The 23,687-nt window shown below is 52.6% G+C and carries 15 protein-coding genes; 2 read left to right on the top strand and 13 right to left on the bottom strand.

Annotated elements, in window-relative coordinates:
• Positions 1 to 10 precede the first annotated feature (10 nt).
• The 6 genes from D7Z26_RS10785 to D7Z26_RS10760 form a co-directional block, all read right to left on the bottom strand.
• A complete protein-coding gene (locus D7Z26_RS10785; RefSeq protein WP_120976735.1) occupies positions 11 to 1,762 on the bottom strand; it encodes a B12-binding domain-containing radical SAM protein in 1,752 nt (583 codons plus the stop codon).
• 99 nt (positions 1,763 to 1,861) lie between these two features.
• Positions 1,862 to 2,335 carry a hypothetical protein gene (locus tag D7Z26_RS10780; RefSeq protein WP_147423847.1) on the bottom strand — a complete coding sequence of 158 codons (474 nt, stop codon included), beginning with the start codon at positions 2,333 to 2,335 and terminating at the stop codon, positions 1,862 to 1,864.
• A gap of 19 nt (positions 2,336 to 2,354) precedes the next feature.
• On the bottom strand, positions 2,355 to 6,104 hold the full coding sequence (locus D7Z26_RS10775; RefSeq protein WP_120976731.1) for an RCC1 domain-containing protein: 3,750 nt from the start codon (positions 6,102 to 6,104) through the stop codon (positions 2,355 to 2,357).
• 209 nt (positions 6,105 to 6,313) lie between these two features.
• Positions 6,314 to 8,347: a helix-turn-helix transcriptional regulator gene (locus D7Z26_RS10770; protein WP_158602261.1), complete on the bottom strand. Its 2,034-nt coding sequence runs from the start codon at positions 8,345 to 8,347 to the stop codon at positions 6,314 to 6,316.
• Positions 8,348 to 8,527: 180 nt separating this feature from the next.
• Positions 8,528 to 9,874 carry a GH1 family beta-glucosidase gene (locus tag D7Z26_RS10765; protein WP_120976727.1) on the bottom strand — a complete coding sequence of 449 codons (1,347 nt, stop codon included), beginning with the start codon at positions 9,872 to 9,874 and terminating at the stop codon, positions 8,528 to 8,530.
• Positions 9,875 to 9,983: 109 nt separating this feature from the next.
• Complete coding sequence (locus D7Z26_RS10760; RefSeq protein ID WP_120976725.1) at positions 9,984 to 11,000, bottom strand: hypothetical protein; 1,017 nt, start codon at positions 10,998 to 11,000, stop codon at positions 9,984 to 9,986.
• A 217-nt stretch (positions 11,001 to 11,217) separates the two neighbouring features.
• Between D7Z26_RS10760 and D7Z26_RS10755 the strand changes: the two genes are divergently transcribed.
• Positions 11,218 to 12,021, top strand: a complete 804-nt coding sequence (locus tag D7Z26_RS10755) for a Cof-type HAD-IIB family hydrolase (protein ID WP_120976723.1) — start codon at positions 11,218 to 11,220, stop codon at positions 12,019 to 12,021.
• Between the two features lie 105 nt (positions 12,022 to 12,126).
• Here D7Z26_RS10755 and D7Z26_RS10750 read toward each other — a convergent pair whose 3' ends face one another.
• The 6 genes from D7Z26_RS10750 to D7Z26_RS10725 all read right to left on the bottom strand — a co-directional run bounded on the left by D7Z26_RS10750 (position 12,127) and on the right by D7Z26_RS10725 (position 20,202).
• Complete coding sequence (locus D7Z26_RS10750) at positions 12,127 to 14,139, bottom strand: elongation factor G (protein ID WP_120976720.1); 2,013 nt, start codon at positions 14,137 to 14,139, stop codon at positions 12,127 to 12,129.
• Positions 14,129 to 15,070 carry a GNAT family N-acetyltransferase gene (locus D7Z26_RS10745; protein ID WP_120976719.1) on the bottom strand — a complete coding sequence of 314 codons (942 nt, stop codon included), beginning with the start codon at positions 15,068 to 15,070 and terminating at the stop codon, positions 14,129 to 14,131. The genes D7Z26_RS10750 and D7Z26_RS10745 overlap by 11 nt, the downstream gene beginning before the upstream one ends.
• 126 nt (positions 15,071 to 15,196) lie before the next feature.
• Entirely contained in the window at positions 15,197 to 16,642 is a 1,446-nt protein-coding gene (locus D7Z26_RS10740) for a glycoside hydrolase family 30 protein (RefSeq protein ID WP_233566801.1), read from the bottom strand.
• Between the two features lie 90 nt (positions 16,643 to 16,732).
• Entirely contained in the window at positions 16,733 to 18,334 is a 1,602-nt protein-coding gene (locus tag D7Z26_RS10735) for an extracellular solute-binding protein (protein WP_233566799.1), read from the bottom strand.
• A gap of 59 nt (positions 18,335 to 18,393) precedes the next feature.
• Positions 18,394 to 19,275, bottom strand: coding sequence for a carbohydrate ABC transporter permease (locus D7Z26_RS10730; protein WP_120976717.1), 882 nt, complete (start codon positions 19,273 to 19,275; stop codon positions 18,394 to 18,396).
• Between the two features lie 12 nt (positions 19,276 to 19,287).
• The gene (locus D7Z26_RS10725) at positions 19,288 to 20,202 is read right to left on the bottom strand and encodes an ABC transporter permease (RefSeq protein ID WP_120976715.1); all 915 of its coding nucleotides are present in this window, start codon (positions 20,200 to 20,202) and stop codon (positions 19,288 to 19,290) included.
• 197 nt (positions 20,203 to 20,399) lie between these two features.
• Between D7Z26_RS10725 and D7Z26_RS10720 the strand changes: the two genes are divergently transcribed.
• On the top strand, positions 20,400 to 21,413 hold the full coding sequence (locus tag D7Z26_RS10720) for a LacI family DNA-binding transcriptional regulator (protein ID WP_120976713.1): 1,014 nt from the start codon (positions 20,400 to 20,402) through the stop codon (positions 21,411 to 21,413).
• Between the two features lie 79 nt (positions 21,414 to 21,492).
• On the opposite strand, the gene D7Z26_RS10715 is transcribed toward D7Z26_RS10720, so the two are convergent.
• Positions 21,493 to 23,583 carry a GDSL-type esterase/lipase family protein gene (locus tag D7Z26_RS10715; protein ID WP_233566878.1) on the bottom strand — a complete coding sequence of 697 codons (2,091 nt, stop codon included), beginning with the start codon at positions 23,581 to 23,583 and terminating at the stop codon, positions 21,493 to 21,495.
• Positions 23,584 to 23,687 lie beyond the last annotated feature (104 nt).

Genomic DNA, 23,687 nt, shown 5'->3' with positions numbered 1-23,687 from the left:
ACCTCTCGACTTATGATTTAATGGCTGCCGCTTGCCCGTCGGGCTGCGGCAGTGCGACTAACTGAGGACCCGCTTCTTCTCCGGAGTAGAGGAATACGAGCACCGAAGGGTTGGAACGATCCACGCGGCCTTCGTTCACCCAAGTTCCGTAATCGAACGGCAAACGGTCCAAAGTTCCTTTTTTCTGCAGCTCCCGTTCTTCCATCCCGAGCTTCTCGGCCGCATCTTTGAGAGCGGCCGTCCAATCCCTTTTCTCCAACCGTCCGTCGTCCCACCACAACTTGCGAGGCTTGTACTTATGCTGCAAATAGTAGTCGATCTTCAGCAAGCCATGCGCGACGTCGAGATCAAGCTCGGGTCTCGCGTCCTCGGTAAGGAAAGCCCATAATCGGGAGAACAGATCCTCCAATTGATGGCCGATCCGGCTCCATCCCCTTGCTTCCCAGAAATCGCCGAACGCTTGGAAAAAGTCGAACGGCGACGGATACGCCTGATGGATCAAATATTCCATCGTCCGATCCATTCTGTGGGCGTTCCAGAATTTCTCCAGCACGTCTTCCACCCGCTTGATCCGCACGATGTCGCTGAACGGCATCAGATCGTTGCCCAGCATCTCGTATGGCGCTCGCTCCGAATAGATATAGCCGAATTTCGAAGCGTCGTTACGAAGTCCGGTGCCCCTCAGCATCTTGAGGAAGCCCAGTTGAAGCTCCTCCGGACGCAGCGCGAACACGTCGTTAAACGTTTTGCGGAACGTATCGTAATCCTCATGAGGAAGACCCGCGATCAAGTCCAGATGCTGGTCGATCTTCCCGCTCCCCTTCACTTTCTCTACCGTGCGGGAAAGCTTGGCGAAATTCTGCCGCCGCTGAACGGCGATATTCGTCGGGTCGTTCGTCGATTGAACGCCGATCTCGAAGCGGAATACGCCCGGCGGCGCGTGTTCCGCCAGAAAATCCAACACCTCGGGACGCATGATGTCCGCCGTGATCTCGAACTGGAACACGCAGCCCCTATGGTTATCGATGAGAAACTGGAACACTTCCATCGCGTAATCCCGCTTGATGTTAAACGTCCGGTCCACGAACTTAATGAGCTTAGCTCCGTTATCGATCAAGTAAGTAAGCTCGGCTTTTACCCATTCGATATCGAAATATCTGACGCCGACCTCGATGCTCGACAAGCAAAACTGGCAGCTGAACGGACAACCCCGGCTCGTCTCGAAATAAACGACCCTGTTGCGCATCGGCACGAGGTCTTCCTTGAACCGGTACGGAGTCGGAATCGTATTCAGGTCGAGCTTAGGCCGCGACGGGGTAATGACGACTTGGTCGCCCTTACGGTAGGCCATGCCGAATACGAAATGATATTTTTGCTCGCCCGCGACTTGCCGAAGCAAATCCCTGAACGTCTCCTCGCCTTCGCCCATGATGATGAAATCGACGGACGAAAGACGGTTCATCCAATACTCGGTGTCGTAAGAAACCTCGGGACCGCCAAGCATGATTTTCGTTTCGGGCAACACTTTGCGGAGCATGTCGACGATGACGATCGTCTCTTCGATATTCCATATATAACAAGAAAAACCGATGACGTCGGGTTTCTTCGCGTACAAATCGGCCGCAACGTTCATCGCCGGGTCTTTAATCGTATATTCGGCTATTTCCACGTCGAACTCGCCCTGAGCGTAGGCTTTCAAATATCTCAGAGCGAGCGAGGTGTGAATGTATTTCGCGTTTAGCGTCGTTAAGACGACTTTCATGACTGATTTCCTTTCAACTCGCAGAATTCTTCTCCTCTATATTGTAGCGGAAATGAATCCTGGGGGAAACCTCTGAACGCGGGCGAAGAGGAGCAACTGCTACTTTTTGGCGTAATTGATCCAAACCGTCGTTTGCTCCAGCGTTAATATTGTCAACGTAACTTGCCATGATTTCGTATTGACTTTGTACATTTGCGCGCCGCCGCCCGCTTCCAGGTCTTGTTCGATAATTTCTAATCCTTGATCCTTCAGGATTTGACGGTAGCGCTCTCCCGTTTCTTCTATAGATTCGTCTACATTATATCGGATGTGGTAATAGCGCTCTCCTTTGTGGATGCCGGGACCCGTTTGACTTGACGTCACGTTCTGGGCGTTATCCAAAACGGGAAATTCATTGGGCGCTTCCGGAGAAGGGGCGGCGCTTTCCTGTTTTGTCTCCTCCTGTTGGGGAAGATGATTCTGGCTGTTAATCGAACCTAAAGCATTCTCATTTTTGCCTCCGCCGCAGCCGGAGACGGCTGCGGTCATAAGGACGCCTACCAAGAGTACACAAGCAAATCTAGTTGTTCTCATGCAAACGCACCTTCTCCTTCTACATGGAATGACTGCTTCCGATCAGCTTAGCCTTCTGAAGCATCCGCTGAACGATAGTCGCGGTTTCCGCTCTAGTGATGTCGCCGTAAGGCATTAGTCGTTGACCGGAGCCGATAACTAGCGCGCTCTTCGCGGCCGCGGCGACCGCGTTCCTCGCCCAAGCGGCAACGTCTGAGCCATCGGAATACCGGGATAGAACAGCATCCGCATCAGTAGCGCTAATGTTCGTGTCCAAGCCAACTAGCTTCATCGCCCTTGTGATTATCGAGATGGCTTCCTGGCGGGTAATCGTCCTCATTGCGCGGAACGTTCCGTCTTTGTATCCATCGACGATCCCGTACTCCTGTGCTTTGGCTACCGCTCCCACGTACCAATTACCAGCCGTCACATCCGAAAAAGAGGAAACTTTCCCGTTATCGGCCAGCCCTAATGCCCGCACGACGATTGCCGCGAACTCCGCGCGGGTAATGGCCGCATCCGGCCGGTAATGCGTGTCGTCGGTTCCGTACACGACCATCCGCGAAGCTAAGTCTTTCACTGCATCTTCTGCCCAATGTCTATCGATGTCCGCAAACGTCATGGGACTATCTAAGAGGATGTATGTGCTATTCGTCAAGCTGTGGAACACGGCGTAATTTAACCCATCACGCGATGCGAAGTTGGTCGGTACGGGGCGGATTGTTCCGTCCGTCTCGAGCGCTGCGGCGGTCGTGATCTTACGAGGGTCTGCGCCGTTAGGAAGCGGAATTTCACGCTTCACGTAAGCGCTGAACTTGTTTGCGTTCGCCGTTTTACCGTTGAACGAGGCGTCCACCGTATAATCCACGGGGAAACCAACGACTGTATACTGGCCTTTGCTCATCGCGGCCTTTGCCAATCGCTTGATGATATCAGCATCTCCCTTGGAGATGCTCACATGGACGAAGATTTCCGACGGCTTGGCGGTATCTCCCAGTTGCTTCGCCAAGGAATCGATCCGAATTTCCGATGCAGGAAGCGTATAGTTCCCGATCGGCGATTGCAGCTCCAACACGGCCTGCTTTTTTTCCAATGCTTGCACGGCATCCCCGGTCAAAACCACCGTCACTTTGTCCGAACTAGCCGCTACCGGAAAACCGATTATCGGCCTGTTTCCCGCGCCGGCGAGTAGCGCAGCCAATCGGGACGTATCCACCGTCACCGTATACGCGGACTTTTCGCCTTCTTGCGAAGTACCGGCTGCGGCAATTTGCTCATACGCTTTGCCGTCGATAAAAATTCGGAAGCGCGCCGCATCGTTGGACGTTCCGCTTCCCCCTCCCGGCGCCGGCAGCTCGGAAATCGTAAACGCGATTCGTTTGGTAAGCTCATTCCCGGCATGGTCCATCACTTTGAAGTCAACGACATGGGAACCCGGCGAGGTTACCTGAAACGAACCGTTCGCTCCGCTTGCCTTTTGCGCTTCGCCGTCATCCAGTTGATAAGTGACATAACGAACGCCCGACTCGTCATCGGATCCGCCGAATTGAATCGTTACGGGCTGCGTATAGGTCGCGCCGTTCGTTACGCCGTTTACGTCGAGACTTGGCGCGACTTTATCCGTGGGATTTAATCCGACATGCAAATCCGTCACCGGAGGAGGAACCTGCACGGCGCGGCTAATAACGGTTTGGAATCCGGGACGGCTCACGATCACCCGATATTCCCCTGCCGCCGTGTCCCACGCATATCGGCCGTCTTCCCCGGTCAATTGTGGATTGGTTGCCGGCGAAAGCTTTCCGGGATAATCATTCTCGCTCATGTTAACCCATTCGCCCAACGCAGGATCGTTGTATTGCAGAACGACCTCGGCTCCGGGCAGAGGCCAAACCTTCTCGTCTCCTCGCGCAGCATTGTAAACAATCCCGCTCGGATCGATTAATTCGATGTTGAATTGGACTTTTTTTCCGCATTGAGGAATCATTTCGATCAATAAAGGAGAAGCCGTTAATCCCGATTGCTGCGGGTTAAATACATAGGACCATGCGGCGCCGGGAATCGGGTTCATAAAACCTGAATACGTCAATCCGTTAGCATCCGTCGCTTTGAACGCGACTTCCGTCGTACACGAATCAAAGGCGACTTGAAACGCAAGAGTAGCGGATCTAATGGCTACCGGAATTCCGTTACTTCGATAGGCTTGAATTCCTTTCATCGTAACATTGGACGGCACGGTAGGCGTCAATGCTTCAATCTGATACGTAGCGCTTGCAAACGGTTCGGAAGAGCCCTCCAGATAAGCATACACCGATAATTGATGAGTTCCTTCTTCGGTAGGCTTCACTTTCCATGTCGTTTGCGCCCCTTTACCCGAGGGAACGTTGCCGACAGGATGGACGGCGTCGTCGTCAACAAGACTCAACCCCGATCCGGGTATAAGCTTAAGCGTTACGTTAGCAAGGTCGCTTCCCGAATTGTTTAAGGAAGCTTGCAACTGGAAAGGAACGGTTGACCATTCCGAATAAGACAAACTTTGTCTGCCGTTGAGCACTAAAGTTGGATTGCTTCCGGTTACATTAAATCCCTCGACCGGAGTGGGAACCTTAGACGTAAATACGTTAAGCGGCGTTTGGTAGCCTAGTTGCCCATAGAAGTTATTTCCCCATGTCCACAGGGTTCCGTCGTTTTTGATGGCTATCGTATGGGCATCCACCGTACCAATGGAGACGATACCGTCTATCCGATCCGGCTTTACGGCCCATAAACGATCCTGGTAAGTATTTTCGCCGAGTTGGCCGCTGCTGTTTAACCCCCAAACCCGCAGCGTGTTGTCGTTTAGCAAAGCAATCGTATGCATTCCTCCTGCCGCAATGGAGACGACTCCGTTCAGCGCTTGTTGGGGATTTAGGCTGTTAAGTACCTGAACGGGGTCACGGCTGGAAGTCGTTGTTCCGTTTCCGAGTTGTCCGGAAGAGTTCCATCCCCACGTTACTACCGTCCCGTCTTCATACAACGCGACGGTATGACCGTAGCCCGCCGATATGGCGCTCACGGGGTTCAAGTCAGGCACCCGTTGGGGAATAAGGTTAGCCATGTTGGGACCCGTATCGTAGCCTAGCTGCCCCTTATCGTTGTTCCCCCAAGTCCATACCGATCCATCGCCTTTCAGAGCTACGGAATAACTGTAGCCCGCCGCAATGGCGACGACATCGCTTAAGTTTTTCACTTGCACGGGCGAGCGAACCGTCGTCGTAGTTCCGTCTCCGAGTTGACCGTAATCGTTCCTTCCCCAGGCCCAGACCGTACCGTCTTTTTTGAGGGCGACGGTATGGCCGTAACCCGCCGCAACGGCGCCGACATTGTTCAGGTTGGGGACTTGTACGGGAACGGAACTATAATATCCATTCGCGTTGCCGAGTTGGCCGTAATCGTTGCTCCCCCATGCCCAGAGCGTTCCGTCTTTTTTCAGGGCAAAAGATTGTTCGGCACGGGCTGCAACCGCGACAATCTCGCACAACGCGATCGCTCTCACAGGGGAGATGCTGTTATTGAACGAACCGTTTCCAAGTTGACCGACCGACTGGTTTTGCCCCCATGCCCATACGGTTCCGTCTTCGCGTAACGCAACGGTATGACCGCTCCCTCCAGCAACCATCGGCTTCGTCGTAAAATTAGAAGCGCAGTCGGAATCCTGGGCAACTGCGAGGTTCGGAAAAGAGGAGAAGAACATAGACAACAAAACGACGAGCGATAAGACGCTTTTGATCCGTTTCGGAAAACGAGTTTTCAAGGCAATCCCCCCCTAAAGAATGACTGAAATTGCCGGTTTCTTCAGCCGTATTTTTCTAATCGTACCATCGCGCGAAATCCAAAAAAATTAACCGAAAGTCGTAATATAGTAGTAGCGAAGTAGAAAGTACGGCATTAGGGCGCAACAAAAAGACACAGTCCCGGCAGGGCGGTAATGAATGCCTACCTAAACGTGTCTTCAAGTTTTGCTTATTGATTTCCCTTAAATATGTTTAACAATTGCACGCGATTTTTGACATGCAGCTTTCTAAAAACGTTGGAAATATGCTTTTTCACCGTTGCTTCGCTGAGACAAAGCCGTCCGGCGATTTCCAGGTTAGAGTCTCCTTTTATCAATAGCTCGACAACTTCTTTTTCCCGCATAGACAAAAGCAGCAGTCGTTCATCCTCATCGTCTTGTTCCTTCGGAAGGCCGAACGCAGCAATCATTTTATTCAAGTATTGTTGAAGCTTTTCTCCTCTTGTATCCAAGACGAAATACGGGGTTGGCTTCTGATCGTCGTAATCGAAGTGAACGATATTTTTTGCTTTCTCGAGCCCCAGGCTTTGAAAAATGGCGTGAAAAAAAGGAATAACCGGGGAGGTCGTTACGACAAAACCGGCGGACAGCATGTAACTGATGAAAGTTAACCCGGCAGCCTGTCGCATGGATACATCGGCGTAGTCTCGGACGTCGATCGACGCAACGAAATAACCGGCTTTGGAATCGCTTGGAGTCCTAAGCTCTTTGAGTCTGGATTCGGATAGATTGGAGAAATACGCAGAGGATAGAGGTTTAGATTTTAAGTATTCCAACGTTTGTTCATGGATCGGTATAATGACCGACATGCCGCATATTTCGTCTTGAGAATCCCGGATCAGCTTAACGCTTCCCCGGTCCAAATCGTATAATTCCCGTAAGCTAACATGCTTCCAGCATTTTAGGCTTTCTTCGGCCGTTATGACATAATCGAATCGTTCGTTCATCTCCAGGTTCGCATGTTTAATGAGTACGTCCTTGACGCAGCGCAGGCGACTTTCCATATACCGCTCGGCTTCGGCCCAATTCGAGGGTTCAAGCGGTTCCAATCGATAAGAAACGGATTGTTGATAGAAGAGCGTTCGGATCAACTGATCCCCGGTATAATAAACCCACTCCGCGCTCTCCCAAGCAACCTGCTTTTTCTGGATCGATTGCTTCAGATTGAGGTAATAATGCAAAATACATCGCTTCCATAATTTGTCGTAATATTCCGGCCTTCGCAGACGCAATCCATGGCCTATGGCATCCCGCAACAAATCGTGCAGCATCCAACCTCGGTCTAACCTTCTGATAAAAGAATATCCCGTCAGCTTCAAAAATTGTTCCGTCGTAATTTGCTTCTCCATGATGAAGCTCAGTAGTTCCTGATTAAAGTGCCTTAGAACGGCCGCCGCCTCTACCAATTCCCGCATATCGTGATGCGGAACCTCTTTTAACCAAGTTTCCAAGACGCGGGAAAAGACATCTTGACCCTCGGCAAACGCGGATTTCCGCGAGCTTTTGGCCAATGTAGTCGATACGAGCAGAGACAAGGTCAAGGGATGCCCTCTTGTTTGCGACCAAATGCTGCGAATCTTCTCGATCTGCTTAATTCCCGAACGATCCAGGTATTGTTTGACGGCTTCGTAATCCAGATCGGCAAGCGGCATACTGTATATCAGCTGCCGCCATGCGGGCGAAGATTGCCATATTCCCTGCAACGGAAACCTGCCGGATATTATCACAAGGATGTTAGAGCCAAGATGGGCTACGAACTCGTCTCTTAGCCAAAGCTGCATTTCCCCAAACTCTTCAAAAGTATCCAAGGCGAGAACGATCCTACCCTGCTCGGAGGCTTTCTGAATCGCATTCAGGCAAAACTCCTTCAGCAAGCTGGCATCCGTTCGCGTTTTTTGTATGATAGGTTCAGGATAGCGAAGCAAGCGTAAAAGATGCAGGCAAAATACTGCGGGATTCTGCGAGAAACTATGGCCGTCCAGCAAGAGGAACTTGACTAGCGCTTTCTCGGAAAGTCGCCGAAATTCGTCCAGTAAATAGCTTTTCCCCACTCCGCCTGTACCGTACAGATTAACGATTCGTCTATCTGAGGGACCAGCTACCAATCGTTCAAGGAACGTCTGGACTTCCTGATCTCGACCTACGAGATAATGCTGTTCTACTCGATCAATTTCGCTTGCTATACTGTGAGGTCGTTCCTCCATCGACATAACGTCCGGTCACTTCCCCTCCATGTGAGAGTTATAGCTCCTGGTAATAACTTCAATTAGAAAGGGGTAAATCCCTTTTTTCGCAGTCGTTTTCCCGCTTTCACTTACTGACGAAAGCCAAAAAGCGCCGGTCCGCATGACCGGCGCTTTCTTTTTTCGCTTTTAGCTCTTCGTTTATGCTTCTAAACCGTCATTCTTGATGACGTCCTGAATGAAATAATAGCTATCCTTCGGATGACGCTCAAGCGTCTCGTAGTTCGTATACACGATGCCGAACCGCTTGCGGTAGCCTTCCGCCCACTCGAAGTTATCGAGCAACGACCATGCGAAGTAACCCTTAAGAGGCACTCCGGATTCGATCAGGCGGTGGCACTGAATAAAGTGCTTCTTGAAGTATTCCTTCCGAAGCTCGTCATGCACGCGATTGTCTTCGGTTAGAACGTCTTCATAGCAAGCGCCGTTCTCCGTAATGTAGATCGGCGTATCGCCGTACTCTTCATGAGCCCAAGACAATACTTTGTAAAGACCGTCCGCATACACGTTCCAGTCCATATACGTTTTATCGAAGCCGATTTGCACTTCTTCGCAGTCGAACAGCCCTTCGTCTTTCTTGTAACGTCCGAAGCCGCCGCTATAGAAGTTCACGCCGATGAAATCGATCTTCTGCGAGATCGCCTCCATATCGCCCGGCAAGATCGGAACGGATGCGCCCTTCGTCTTGAACCAGTCGACCATGAACTGCGGATAAGTCCCCTTAAACGTCGGTTCCATGAACCACTCGTTATTGTACGCCCTGTTCCGGCGCGCGGCTTCCGCGTCTTCCGGCTTCGTCGTATACGGCTCGAACCAATACAGGTTATGCGTCGTGCCGATCTCGCCTTGAATGCCGAGCGCGCGGAACTTCTTGACCGCTTCGCCGTGCGCGACCATGCAGTGATGGGCGACGTTGATCGCGAGCTGCAAATCCGTGTTACCCGGGGCATGGGCGCCGATATAGTTGGACAAGAAAGACACGCACCAGGTTTCGTTGAACGTAATCCATTGCTTGATCTTGCCGTCGAAGGCTTTGAATACGACTTCCGCATAGTTCACGAACGCGTCGATCGTATCGCGGTTATCCCAGCCGCCCTTGTCTTGCAAGGCTTGCGGGAGATCCCAGTGGTACAGCGTTACGCAGGGCTCGATACCCGCCGCGATCAACGCGTCTACGACCCGGCGATAGTAATCCAAGCCTTTCTCGTTGACTTCGCCCGTCCCTTGCGGAAAAATACGCGGCCATGCGATCGAGAAACGGTACGCCTTAACGCCCAATTTCTTCAGAAGAGCGATATCTTCTTCGTAACGGTGGTAGCTATCGCACGCGACGTCGCCGTTATCGTCGTTAAATACTTTGCCGGAAGTATGGGAGAAAGTATCCCAGATCGATAAGCCTCGTCCGTCTTCTTGATAAGCTCCTTCGATCTGATAGGATGCCGTAGCGGTCCCCCAGACGAAATCCTTCGGAAAATCGATTTTTGCCAAAATAAACCCCTCCACGCATGTTTTGATCCGTTATAGAAAACGATTTCTAAACTTTTATATTCGTCACGGATCGCATCTATTCCTGCCTAGCGTGGATAGGGAAAACCGTTTATTTTTTCCCAGCTGCCAACAGCGAGCGGGCCTTCGCCTCCAATTGGTCCCGGAATTGCTTCACGGCGGGAATATCCTTCTGCTCTCCGTTTTTGTCTTTAACGAACAAAGCGTCCTTGGACTCGGCAGCGATCTGAAGCAGCTGCTCGGTCAGCTGTCCGATTACCGTACCTCCATGGTCCGCCGCCATTTGTTCGTATTGCTTCTTCACTTCGGGCAACAGATGAAACGTCTCGTAATCGAATATCGGCGTATTATCCAAGCCGATCAAATACATGCTCAAATAATTGACGAAGCGATCTTCGACCTTGGTTCTCTCGGGCGTGTCCGGAAAGGTTACTACGTAGCTCTCCGCCGCTAGCGCTCGGTCTTCCAATTCATCCAACGAGATGATTAGGCCGCCATCGCCCGCGGATGCGTTATCGGACTCCAGGGCCAGAACTCCGAGATAAGCTTTCATAGCCGTTGACGTCGTTTGATCCCCGTACGTCAAGAGCTTCCCGTAATCCACGATCGGGAAAAAGTATCCTTCCGACGTCTCCAGCTTGTAACCCCCGGCGATCGTCGTCTTCAAGAGCTGCTTAAACGAATCGTCCGTCAAAGCGTCGATCTGCTGCTCGTCGATCGGCCATAACAGCGAAGAAAGCTTCCGTTGGACGTTGTCCGCATCGAATTTTTTCTCTAGTTCAGGCAGGTTTTTTACGTAGTAGCTTTCCAACGCGCGCATCATTTCATCCGCTTGCTCTTGCCGTACCTGGCCGATCCCCTTTTTCAGCGAAGCGACCAGTTTGTCGGCGGAAGGATTCGAAGAAGCAAGCTGCCGGAATTCGTTAAGGATCGTCGGGCTTTGGTCTTGGCTGGGCGACGGTGACGAGGACTCCGACGGGGATGCCTTGGAGGGCGAAGGAAAAGCGGACTCCGTCGGGCTGTCGGATCCGGTATTATTGACTCCGCAACCGCCGAGAACTAGAGTTAACGCGGTTAGGATCACGATTGAATTAGAGCGAAATGTCATCGTAACAACCTCCTTATCTAATAGTAAAACGATACGATCAGGGGTTATGTTGCATGGGTTAAGCCCGCTCGATTGTGACAATGCGGAAGCCATGAAGAGAGATAATAATTCGACGTAACGTTCTTTTTCACCTTTACAAGCCGTATATAGAAGACGCTGTGCGAGATTTGCGATACAATAAAACGATATTCCAGAGACAGAGAGGGAGAAACTACAGATGCCTTACCGCCTTATCGCCATGGATTTAGACGACACGTTATTGACAGACGAGCTTACCGTATCCGAAGCGACGCGCCAAGCGATGACCGCAGCAATCGCCCAAGGAGCTCACCTGACGATCGCGACGGGCAGAATGTTCGACTCCGCCCAGAAAATCGCCAGGCAAGTTGGACTTAACGTCCCTATTATTACTTACCAAGGTTCGCTCATTAAGAACCTGCTTGACGAGGAAGTTTTGTACGAGCGTTCCGTTCCTGTCGAAGTCGCCCTCGAATTGAACGACTATTGCCAGACGAACAGCCTTCACTTGCAGAGCTATATCGACGATAAGCTCTACGTTTCCGAAGACAACGATAAAATCAAAGGTTACGCCGCACAATCCAAAATTCCGTACACGATCGAAGCCGATTTCTCGCGCATCGTAGCAAGCGATCGGCAGACGAAGCTGCTCATTATCGACGAGCCCGCGAAGCTCGACGCGTTGCTGCCGGAATTGAAGGCCCGGTTCGGCAGCCGGGTGCACTTGACGAAATCGAAGCCGAACTACCTCGAGTTCATGCACCCGGAAGGCACGAAAGGACACGCGCTACGTTTCCTTGCCGCGCATTACGGCATTCCGATGGAAGAGACGATCGCGATGGGCGACGCCATGAACGACCACGAGATGGTCCAAGCAGCCGGACTCGGCGTGGCAATGGAGAACGCCGTTCCCGCGCTGAAGGAAATCGCCGACTTCGTGACGCTTAGCAACAACAACGATGGCGTCGCTCACGTGCTCGAGAAGTTCGTTTTGAACGCTTAAGGGCCTAAGTATCGACGAACTAGCAAGCGATAAATCTAACAAAAGAGCCGTCCGTTCAGTCATTTTCACATGACCTAAACGGACGGCTCCTTTTTCTCTAGCGAATTACTGAGATAACGCATTGCGCGTAGCCAAAATATACTTTGAAGTATCCAGCGGATTAACGCCTCGTCTGGTCCGCTCGGCATGCACGTCGGACGGACTATCCTGATAGCCGTCGAAGTATGTCGTCAGCGTGCCGCGCCCTTTCGTCATCGAACCCAACCGTGCCGGAAAATCAAGCGAGGTTGCGACTGGAAGTCTGCCTTCCAGCTCGATGCGGCCTTGGCGGGTCTCGGGCGCTTCGAACTCCCCTCGCATCGTCGCGAGCTCGCTCATCAGCTTGCCGCCGTACTCCTCGGGAGCGGTCAAGCGGAAACGGAGCATCGGTTCGAGCAGCTTCGTTCCCGTATGAACGAGCCCATCCATAATGCCCATCGGGGTCGCCACGACGAAGTCGAGAGGGTGCGTATGCCATACGTGATGCTCGCCTTCGATTAACGTCACCTTCAGATCGGTGACGGGCCAGCCCTTCAGCCCTTGCTCGAGCGCCTCCGGTACCCGTCTAGCTACCTCGTTCTGATAGCTATCGAGCAGTCTCTCCGAACGAACCGTCGAACGATAGTTCAAGCCGCTTCCGCGCGCTGCCGGCTCGATGACGAACCGCAGAATCGCCCAGCATGGCTTCGGCATCGTATAGGCGACGAATCCTTCAGCCGTCTGTACCGGCGTTTCCTTGTAAATAACCGAAGGCGCCCCGAACGTAACCGAGAGGCCGAATCGGCTAAGCAGCATTTGACCGAGCACCTCGACTTGAATCGGCCCCATAACGCGGACATGCAGTTCCCTGTCCTCTTGCAGCCATTGCACGTCCAGATGGGGGTCTTCGTCCGCCAATTCTTGGAACGCCGCGACGACCGCAGGATACTCCGCATCGTTCCGCCAATGTGCTTGAACCGTAAGCAACGGTTCGGCGATTCGCCTTTCTCCCGGCACGCCAGCCGCTTCCCCGATGATGTCCCCGATCCTTACCCGGCTCCATCCGCACACGACGGCGATATCTCCCGCGTTCAGAACGCCGACGTCCTCGCTGCGTTGTCCGTCCATTTTCCGAATTTGGGTGACCTTCTCTTGGATATCAAGCCCCCGGTGATGAACCGTGTCCCGGTTGCGCAACGTTCCGCCATACAATCTAACGTAGGCCAAGCGCCCCATCACCGGATCCTTGTCCAGCTTGAAAACGACCCCGGACAGCGGTGCGTTCGCTTCGCCCTTCGGAGGCGGCAATAGATCGACGATCGCATCCATCAGCTGTCCAATGCCGATTCCCCGATTGGACGCGCCGAACAGGATCGGAAACAGCCGCCCCTCCCTTACGCTATCGGTAAGAACCGGGAGCAGCTCGGCATCCGCGACCGTCCCCCGGTCGAGATAAAGCTGCAGCAAACCGTCGTCCTGCTCGGCTACCTTCTCGGCCAAGCGTACACCGGCCTTCGTCCTCATCTGCGAGTTCGAGGTCCGGGACTCTTCCAACGACAATAGATTAACCGCGCCCTCGAACTCCGCTTCGAGACCTTGCCAAGCCTGAATCGGAATCGCGTCCGCGGACAGTAACCTGCAAATATCGTCGATCACTCGATCCGGATCCGCGCCCACCCGGTCCATCTTGTTCACATACAGAAGCGTAGGAATCCGTAAATCCCTTAACGCTTGCCAGATGACCTCGGTCTGGGCTTGCACGCCTTCGACCGCGGACAGGATCAACACCGCTCCGTCCATGACTCTAAGAGAGCGCTCCACTTCAGAAAGGAAATCGACATGCCCCGGCGTGTCCACCAGGTTAACCTCGGTGCCGTTCCACCCGAATCGGGTAACGGCGGCACGAACCGATATTCCCCGCGCGCGTTCTACTTCCAGCCAATCCGTCTGAGCCGTCCCCTCGTCGACGCTGCCCAGTGAACGAATCCTGCCGCTTCGATACAAGATTTGTTCGGTCGTCGTCGTCTTGCCCGCGTCGACATGGGCGAATATGCCGACGTTGCGCAAAGCCTTTCCAGGCGAGTCCGATCTAGACGCCAAGCTGTTTCTCCAGCTTCAACGTTTTGACAGTACCTTCGGGACGCAGGACAAGCTCCTGATCCACGATTTCGTAGCCCATGTTCTGATAGAGCACGAGGTTGTTCTGAACCGACTGACGGACCTTGCATCTGCTTACGTTAAGGCCTTTGGAAATCGCGTGACGCTCGATCCATTGGACAAGCTTACGGGCATGTCCCCTTCTGCGGCGATTCGGAACGACGGATAAACGGAAGAAATAAATGACGTCGCCTTCGATCTTGAAGCGAACCATCGCGGTAGCCGTATCGTCTTCGAATAGAATCGCGGCGGACTCGCTTTGCGATCGCAACGCTTCTTCGATCGCTTCTTCGGTTTCCTGCAGCGCGCTGGAAGGCGGTATCGCCGTCCTGTATTCCTCGAACGCGATCATCATTAAGGAATAGACCGTGTCCGCATCTTCCGGAGTCGCTTCGCGAATATGTATTTCGGGATCCTTGCGCAGCTTAAGCTGCGGTTTCGGTTGGCTCTCCGCCGTTTCATCGGATTGTACGGCTGCCTCTTCGCCTACGTCGTTCCCGTCCGCTTCGGAAGTCGTTACTTCTTCCGCTTCCGATTCCGCTGTCGAGACGGCACCGGCGGATTTGAAATAGTCGCGAGTCGATTTCAAGAAAAACAGCATCATGAGGATAAGCGACAGCATGAGTTGAATTTGACCGATGATAGAAGAGATCAGTACGACGAACGACAAGAGCAGGGAAGGAACCAGCCTTTTCTTGCGAACGAAATAAATCATGAGCAACAAAGCGGCAAAACCCGCGAACAAGATTCCGTACGGCGGAGTAGCCCCGTCTTTGTTGGCGTAGTTGATGACGGAAGGAATGATGATTAAATCGATCGCTACCAAAATGTAAAGGATAATGTTCATGACTTTAATGCTGATTGGCTTGAGCAAAATTAGTCCTCCCTATTCGCTGTCCCAGATGCGTGATCGAGAATGGTTAGCGATTCCTGTAATTCGATTATTATACCAAAAAAACCAGCCCCGCGGTTAGCTTTCCCGCGTCGGCTGGTTCCTACCCTACTTACGAATGATGCGATTATCGGGTACCGCGTCTTCTTGCGAAGCTCCCTTCCATACATAGGTCGCCGTCGTCTTAGAGGGAACGGCCGTTTCTAGTTGCCTGCCTTCCGTTAAAATCCTGACGGTCTGTTCTCGAGCAGTCCGATTCACGACGACGATAGCCGTCGAGCCGTCCGGATTGCGAAAAGCCGCATTCGTGACGGTATCTTCGGAGCCGTAAGGCGTTCCGAGCAGACGCGCGCCCGGCCGGACGAATCTGGCAAACTGGGCGGTCAAATATAGCTCCGGCGTCGCCCATATGCGGTCAGGGTTCGATGCATCTTGGACGAGCAAGGTGGGATCCGGCGTGCCGACCCATTGGTGTCTGCCGAACTTGCTGTCCAACATCGTTACCCAGGCATTATAGCTTGAAGCGCCTTCCCTGAAATATCGGATAAGCCTGTCCGCGCCTTTCGTCCCCCACAAAGAACGTTCGGTGAGATGGATCGAATGGCGAGGATAAGCGCTACCGAGCTCCCGCATGACCGATGGTTCGCCCTCGTAATCGTGCAAGGCGATTCCGTCAACCGCCCTATACGCGGAACTATCGTTCAGTATCGGAGCCGCGTATTCCCAGGCATCGCTGAAATTATGATCGAAAATCCAGATGGCCGTGTCCAACCCGCGCGCGTCCAATTCCTTCCTTAAGGCGAGCGCCAGCTCCCGTTGACGCTCGGGCGTCATGCGGCAGCTCGGATAATCGATCTCCAGCAGCGGTTCATTCTGCAACGTAATCGCATGAAGCGTAATTCCCTCCGCGGCGTACGCTTCGATCGCCATACGAAAGTATTTGGCCAATGTATCCGTGTATTGTCGTCCCTCCTTCAACATACCGCGCTTCAGGTCTCCGGAAGTCTTCATCCAGGCCGGGGGCGACCAAGATGAGGCAAAGAATTTCAATTCCGGCGAGATCTCTTTCATACGTCGGAGAGTAGAGACGATGCCGAGCTCGATATCTTTTCGAATGGAGAAGTGCTCTAATTCGAAGTCGCTCCCTCCTTCTTCGATATCGTCATAAGTATAGAAGGGCTGCCCGGTAAAGTCCGAAGTGCCGAGCGTGACCCGCACCAAACTAAAGCCCGCCCCCCGCTCGGGATCCAGCAATAGCGCCATAACGTCTTCCCGTGCCCGCTCCGACATTCGTCTCAAGTTAAAGACGGTGCTCTCTTCCATCGAAATCCCGATGCCGAGCATCTCCTGCCGCTGGATTCCCGGATCGATCGGAATCGTCGTCCCGCATGCGCTAGCGGAAGGAGCCGAGAAAGGAATGTCCGGCATTCGGCTCAGCGCGTAACGGATTTCTTCCGGACGGCTGAACCATTGCCGGCTGCCGGGATTTTGCTCCGAGCTCCACCAGACCTCTGCCATGCCGTTGTATTCACTGTCGTGCCTTATTATTGTCAAAGCAGGTTCTCTCCTTCGCCCGAATATTGAAATAAAAGAGAGAGAACGACTGGTCGACCGTCGTCTCTCTCCCTTCATCGAAACGTACCCTTATTGGATGCCTTTTTCGTCTAGGTAAGCATTGGTTTGCTTCTGAACGTAAGCCAGCAACTCATCGATTCCGGCTTTTTTGAGCTTCTCGCGATAAGTGGCCAACGCTTTCTCCGGATCGGAGACAAGTCCCATCATCAAGGGTTGACCGTATTGCTGGAACACTTGGTTAACGGCCGTCACCTGGGTTTTCACTTCTTGATAATCCATCAGCACCGGTGCGAAAATATTGGGCTTACTCTCGGCTTTGAACTCCTCGTTCAGCTTATCAAGGCCATCCCAACCGCCTTCTTCGCTGCGCATGTTAGGCTCGTAACGCCAGCCCCAGCTGGCGATGTCGTACTTGGTTACGACTTTCGGATCTTGGCCTTTAGCCGGAACGACGATATGCTTGCCGTCGCCGAGATCGTCATAATGCAAGCCCGCGATTCCATAAGTCATCAAGTTAAAATATTTCGGATCGTTGCGCAGCTTGTCGAGCACCATCAGCGAACGCTCGGGATTCGCCGCGCTTTTCGGAATCGCCATGCCGTTGTTGATCGACAGGTTCGGAGTCGCGTAATTATGGAAACGAGTGAAAGGGAAATATCCCAGTTGGATATCCGGATTGGACTTCTTCAGATCGTTGATAAAACCACCGGCGCCCGCCGGGTTACGCCAATAGACGGCTCCGTTGCCTGTCTTGATTCCGTCGCCGGCTTCTTGCTGGTCGGAAAGCGTATTGGAAGACCAGAAGCCTTTCTGCGCCCAAGTCTTCATTCGTTTTACCCAATCCTCGAACTCTTGAGTGAACGGGTAGGCGACGATATCGCGCGGCGTATCGTAGGACTTCGCGACGATGAGGCCGCTGTCTCCGCCGATTTGCTTGAAGTCGAAGTTGCTAAGGAATAAATAAAATTGCTCGTTCCATGCTTTGCCGTTAATCGGAATCACTTTCGGTTTAGCTTTCTTGACGCCGTCCAAATAAGCTTCGATCGAATTCAAGTCCGTGATCTCCGGAAGGTTCAGCTGTTGGCGCCAGTCTTCGCGATAGACGATCCCGTCCGGCGTATATTCCGGGAAAGTGCTTGGCACGGCGAATATGCTTTCCCCTACGCTAACGTCGTCCCAATCTTGCTTAGGAACCGTATTCCAAGTTTCGGGCGCGTAAGTAGGCAGCAAATCCTTCAGATCCATGAATGCGCCCTTCTTGGCGAATTTGTAATAATCCGCCCAGCTAGAAGCGAAGATCATGTCGATTTTCTCGCCGGAAGTGAGCAGCAGATTGTATTTCGTCTGCCAATCCGTCCAAGAAGTGAAATTCAGTTTTACCGTCGTATTCAGATCTTGCTCCAGCATCTTGTTCCATTCCGCGACGACCTTTTCGGTATCTTTGTGCGCGTCTCCGAGCAAGTACCAGTTAAGCGTTACTTTCTTGGAAATATCCGGTTTGTTAGCTTCGCTAGCCGCAGGCGACGTATTTCCGCTGGCCGATGCGTTTGGCGAGGCGGATCCGGACGCGCTAGGTTTATTGTTGTCTTTGCTGCAGCCTGCTAGCGTAGTAGCCAGTAACAAAGCGGCAAGCATCCCTATTCCCGCTTTTTTTCTCTTCGTCTGTGCCATGATACATTGACTCCTCCCATAGTAACAGTCAAATTTATATGTTAGCCGGCGTCCCGGTTCTAACCTTTGATAGCTCCGATCGTGAGCCCCTTGACGAAGAAACGCTGCACGAAAGGATACAAGAAAATAATCGGGCCGGTAACGACTACCGCGGCGGCCATTTTGAGCGTTTCCGCGGGCGGCTTCATATCGGCGGACAAATTGCCCGCGATATTCGTTTTGAGGACGGCCGCGCTTGCCAATATTTTGTATAACAGAAACTGCAGGGGGTACTTGTCTCCGGACGTAATGAACAAATTGGCGCTGAACCAATCGTTCCAATAGGCTAAAGCCATGAACAAACCTATCGTGGCAAGTCCGGGAGTCGATAAGGGCAAAATCAGCTTGCGATAGATCGTAAAATCTCCCGCCCCGTCGATTTTGGCGGATTCGACGATGGATTCCGGAATCGACTTAATGAAATTTTTCATCAATATGATATTCCATGCCCCGACCAACGCCGGGAGCACGAGAGAGAGATAGCTGTCCTTCAGATCTAGATAACGCACGATGAGGATGTACCATGGGATCAACCCTCCGCTAAACAACGTCGTGAAGTAAATGAAAAACGACAGCTGGTTGCGGTAAAGGAAATCTTTGCGGGATAGGACGTAACCCGTCATCGAAGTAAGGAACAGACCGACCAGCGTTCCGCAGAGCGTGATCAGAATCGTCACTTGGTACGCCTTTAGAATTTGTCCGGGTTCGCTGAACACGGCTTTGTAGGCCAATAGGGTAAAATCGTTCGGAATAAGCTTGAATCCGTCAGCGAGAATTTCCGTCTCGGCCGTGAAGGACCCGGAAATAATGAGCAAGAAAGGAAGCAGACAGAGCAGGCTGATCAACGTAAGGATCAGATAACCCGCAACATTGAATACCTGTGTCGATCGTTCCGTTTTCATCGGGTTATCCTCCTAGAATAGAGCGTAATCTTCGCGCGTTTTGCGAATGATATAGTTGACGGTCAGTACCAACGCAAGCCCGAAAAAGGATTGATACAAGCCGGCGGCCGTCCCCATTCCGATATCGAAGTTGACTGCGAGGGAACGGTAGACGTATGTATCGATAATGTCGGTGGACTCGAACAGCATGCCATTGTTGCCTATGATTTGATAGAACAGATCGAATTGGCCTTTAAGGATCCCGCCGAGGCTAAGCAGGATAAGGAGCACGAAAGTCGGCACAAGCATCGGGATCGTTATGCTGCGTATGCGCTGGAATATATTCGCTCCGTCGATCTTGGCCGCTTCGTAATATTCGTCGCCGATGCTCATGATCGCGGCCAAATAAATAATCGTTCCGTAGCCGAGCCCTTTCCAAATGCTGAAGAACACGATGATATATTTCCACGGCGATGTGTGCATATAGAAATCATAGCCCGGTAAACCGAGCTGCTGCAGCAGCGTGTTGATAACCCCGTTCTCCGAGTTGAAGAGGTTAAAGACGAACGCCCCCACGAGCACGAATGAAATGAAATAAGGCAGGAACATGACGGACTGAGTCGTCTTCTTGAAAAGCTTCCCCGGAATTTCCGCCAAAAAGATAGCGCATACAAGTTGAAGTAAATTGCCTAGAAGAATAAATGCCAGATTGTAAAGCACCGTATTCTTGGTCAGCGACCACAAAGAGCCCGACTCGACGAGAAACCTGAAGTTCTGCCATCCGATGAATTCGCTTCCAAACAGTCCGCCCTCGAAGCTGAAATTGGTGAAGGCGTAATAGATGCCCACCATTGGAAGATAAGCGAATACCGAGAAGAAGATCAGCGTAGGAGCAATCATCAAGAACATCACCCTATTGTGAACCAGCTCCGCTACCAATCGACGCATATGCGACACCCCCGATAAAAGTAATCGATTTCTTTTTTCTCACTCAGATCTTTCCTTACGACTCTAACTCCCCCCTTACAAAACAAGGGTTTTCCTACCCACCCAGATTATCTGTTGTTGAAATCGATTTCATTTTGAATTATATTAGAACTACGGATGTGTTGTCAAACAAATATTTTTCTCGAGGCAGATGAAAAATGGATATCAAAATTATTGACGTGGCGGTCAAGGCCGGCGTATCCGCCGCGACGGTTTCCCGTGTTCTGAACGGAAACGCCAGCGTCAAAACAAGAACGCGGGAAAAGGTAGAAAGGGCGATCGTAGAGCTAGGTTATCACCCCAACGCGGTAGCCAAAAATCTGCGTTCCCAGAAATCGATGACGATCGGGATTATCGTTCCGGACGTCAATGCTTCGTATTACACCGAAATGATCAAGGGAATCGAGAATATGGCTTATTCCCGTAAATACAAAGTCATCATTTGCGACGCGGAGAATGACCGGGACAAGGAACTCGCCTATCTAAATCTGCTGCTTAGCAGAACGGTCGACGGAATGATCTTGGCCACTCCGTCTTTAACGGACGACGAGATCAGCGGCTTCTCCGACAAGGGCTACAGCGTCGCGCTAGTCGGCAGGCGGATCGAGCATGATAAGGTTCCGTGCATTTTCACCGATAACGTGAAGTTCTCGAAGGAAGTCGTCTATCATCTTGTCGGACAAGGCTACCGGGACATCGTCTTCCTAAGCGGATACGCGGAGACGGTCGACAGCTACGAACGGCTGGAAGGTTATCTTAAAGGACTGAAAGAGCACCAAATTCCGTTCAGGCCGGAATTGGTGGAGAACGGCAATTTCAACGAAACGGGCGGTTACGAGGCGATGATCCGACTGTTCGACAAGAAACTGACGTTTACCGCCGTTTATGCTGCCAATGATGAGATGGCATTAGGCGTCTACAGGGCTTGCCGGGAACGGGGAATCCGGATTCCCGAGCAATTGGCCATCGTCGGCGTCGATAACAACCGCGTCAGCAAATATTTGAATCCGACGCTCAGCACGGTAAACCAACCCAAGTATGCCATGGGAGCGGTAATCGCGGAGAAACTGATCGACCAGATGAACGATGACGAATTCAGCGACGTAAAAATATTTAAGGTCGATTCGGAGCTCATTGTTCGCGGTTCTTCGGATTGTCGTCTTAGCGGTTAATGCGCACGGCGCAGTCTCCATAGCAAAAGTGCCCGCCGCCAGAAGTTGGCTGCGGGCACTTTCAGCTATCCTTCGTAACTTAGAAGGATGGTATCGGATCCGTTGTCGAGCTTGCGAAGTAGAGATCATCCACGTAATAGACGCCAGTGTTCCATTCTCCTATGCGGATTTCCTTGATAGCGGCTTTATTGATCCCCGTGACGGAACCGAGCGGCAACGAAATTTTCGTCCATTGATTCTGAACCGAGCTCGACGTCGTCCAGCCGTTCCATGTCGCGTTCGCGCTGTCGACGATCGTAACCCGGATCGTGTTGGACCCCTGCGTATCTTTGATGAAGAAATTGAGCAGGCTTTGCCCCGTAGCGTCGACGCTTCCTCCCGCCTGCGGCGTAATTTTCACGCTATTGGATGTCGTTCCCGGATCCCCGGAAGCGCTGACCGTCAGTTTAACGCTCTTCGCTCCGCCTGTGTTGGCGCTGCTCGGATCGGACGCGACGGTCGCTCCCGTCCCCGCGGAGAACCCCGTTCCCGCTTCGAAATTCTGGAACCAGATCGCGGTGCTGACCGGTGGCTGCTGGGAGAACGCCGGTACCGGATCGGAAGCCGCGCCGGCAAAATAGAGATCATCCACGTAGTAGACGCCTGAGTTCCATTCCCCTATGCGGATTTCCTTGATAGCGGCTTTATTGATCCCCGTGACGGAACCGAGCGGCAACGAAATTTTCGTCCATTGATTCTGAACGGAGCTCGACGTCGTCCAGCCGTTCCATGTCGCGTTCGCGCTGTCGACGATCGTAACCCGGATCGTGTTGGCCCCCTGCGTATCCTTGATGAAGAAATTGAGCAGGCTTTGCCCCGTAGCGTCGACGCTTCCTCCCGTTTGCGGCGTAATTTTCACGCTGTTGGACGCCGTTCCCGGTTCCCCTGAAGCGCTGACCGTCAGTTTAACGCTCTTCGCTCCGCCTGTGTTGGCGCTGCTCGGATCGGACGCGACAGTCGCTCCAGTCCCCGCGGAGAACCCCGTTCCCGCCTCGAAATTCTGGAACCAGATCGCCGTGCTAACCGGCGGTTGCGTGGAACCATTCGACAAAAGCACGCGGAAGTCTTGAATGCTCCACCAGGCAGGTCCGCTGCCGATTTGCGTCACTTTGATGTACCTTGCGGTGCTTTGCGCCAGATTGATCGTCGTTGCTGTCTGGGCCCCGGCGCCCGAGGCTACCGCGGTCCCCCAATTGCTGCCGTCGTTGGACAAATACAGCTGATACTGAATCGGATAATCCCCCGCGGATAAATCCGCATTGTCCAGAACCACTTGGTTAAACGTCTTCTGCCCTTTCATATCGACGACGAACCACATGCCGGACGTTTGGGCCGTCCCGCTCGACCAACGGGTCGATAGAAGATCGTCAAGCGCTTTGCCGGGATTCTCGATCCCATTGGATGCGGAAGCCGTAGCCGTCCACCCCGACCTGTCCAGCATGCCCGCTGGAATTGGCTGTGCGGGCCCGATGGACTGCCGAACCGTTTCGGCAATGACGGCGGCTCCTCTCTCGTTAGGATGGACGGCATCCGGAAAATAGAGCTGCATATTCTGGGTCGCTTCGTTCACGTGAATGACCGGGACGGCGGGAGACATCTCGGATGCCGCCTGCAACTGCTTGGGCACGACTTGATTCTGCATCACGGCGGAGTCGATGCCGTAAGCGTTGGCGCCGTACACGTAAGGACTAAGATTGAGATAGACGGTCGGATGGGAAGGCAACTGCCGGTAATGATCGATTAGCGCTTTCGTATCCGCGACGAATTCGCTGCCGTGCGCCTGCCAGTTCCATGACTTCGTGTCGTTCGTGCCGAGTTGAATAACGACGATGTCCGGATTCCAGTTCGAGCTGTCGCTATAAGCTTGAGTATTCCAATAAGGGGAGTCTCCGTACTTCAGCATCGTCGTTCCGCTGACTCCGTAATTGCGTACTTCATAGCCCGCGCCAAGTAAAGTTTGAAGCCTTGCCGGGTAGCTCTGCGTGGATGGATTGCTGACGCCGGCGCCCGCCGTGATGCTGTCTCCGACCGCGGCTACCTTAATCGGAGATGCCGCATGAACCCGTTCGCTTCCTCGCGCCCACAATGAAGCGCTTACAAACAATAAAGCCGTCAGTAACATATACAACATTTTTCTCACGATAATCCCGCCTTTGTTTGAGATGAATGATAACGAGTTCCGACGGAAGCCGTTCTTGGAAGGGATCTTCCGCCGGATTGTTCAAGTGTCGTGCC

The organism is Cohnella endophytica (assembly GCF_003628305.1).
GTDB classification, from domain to species: Bacteria; Bacillota; Bacilli; order Paenibacillales; family Paenibacillaceae; genus Cohnella; species Cohnella endophytica.
Note: the sequence above shows the minus strand (reverse complement) of the source record. Positions and strands in the feature narration are given on the sequence as shown.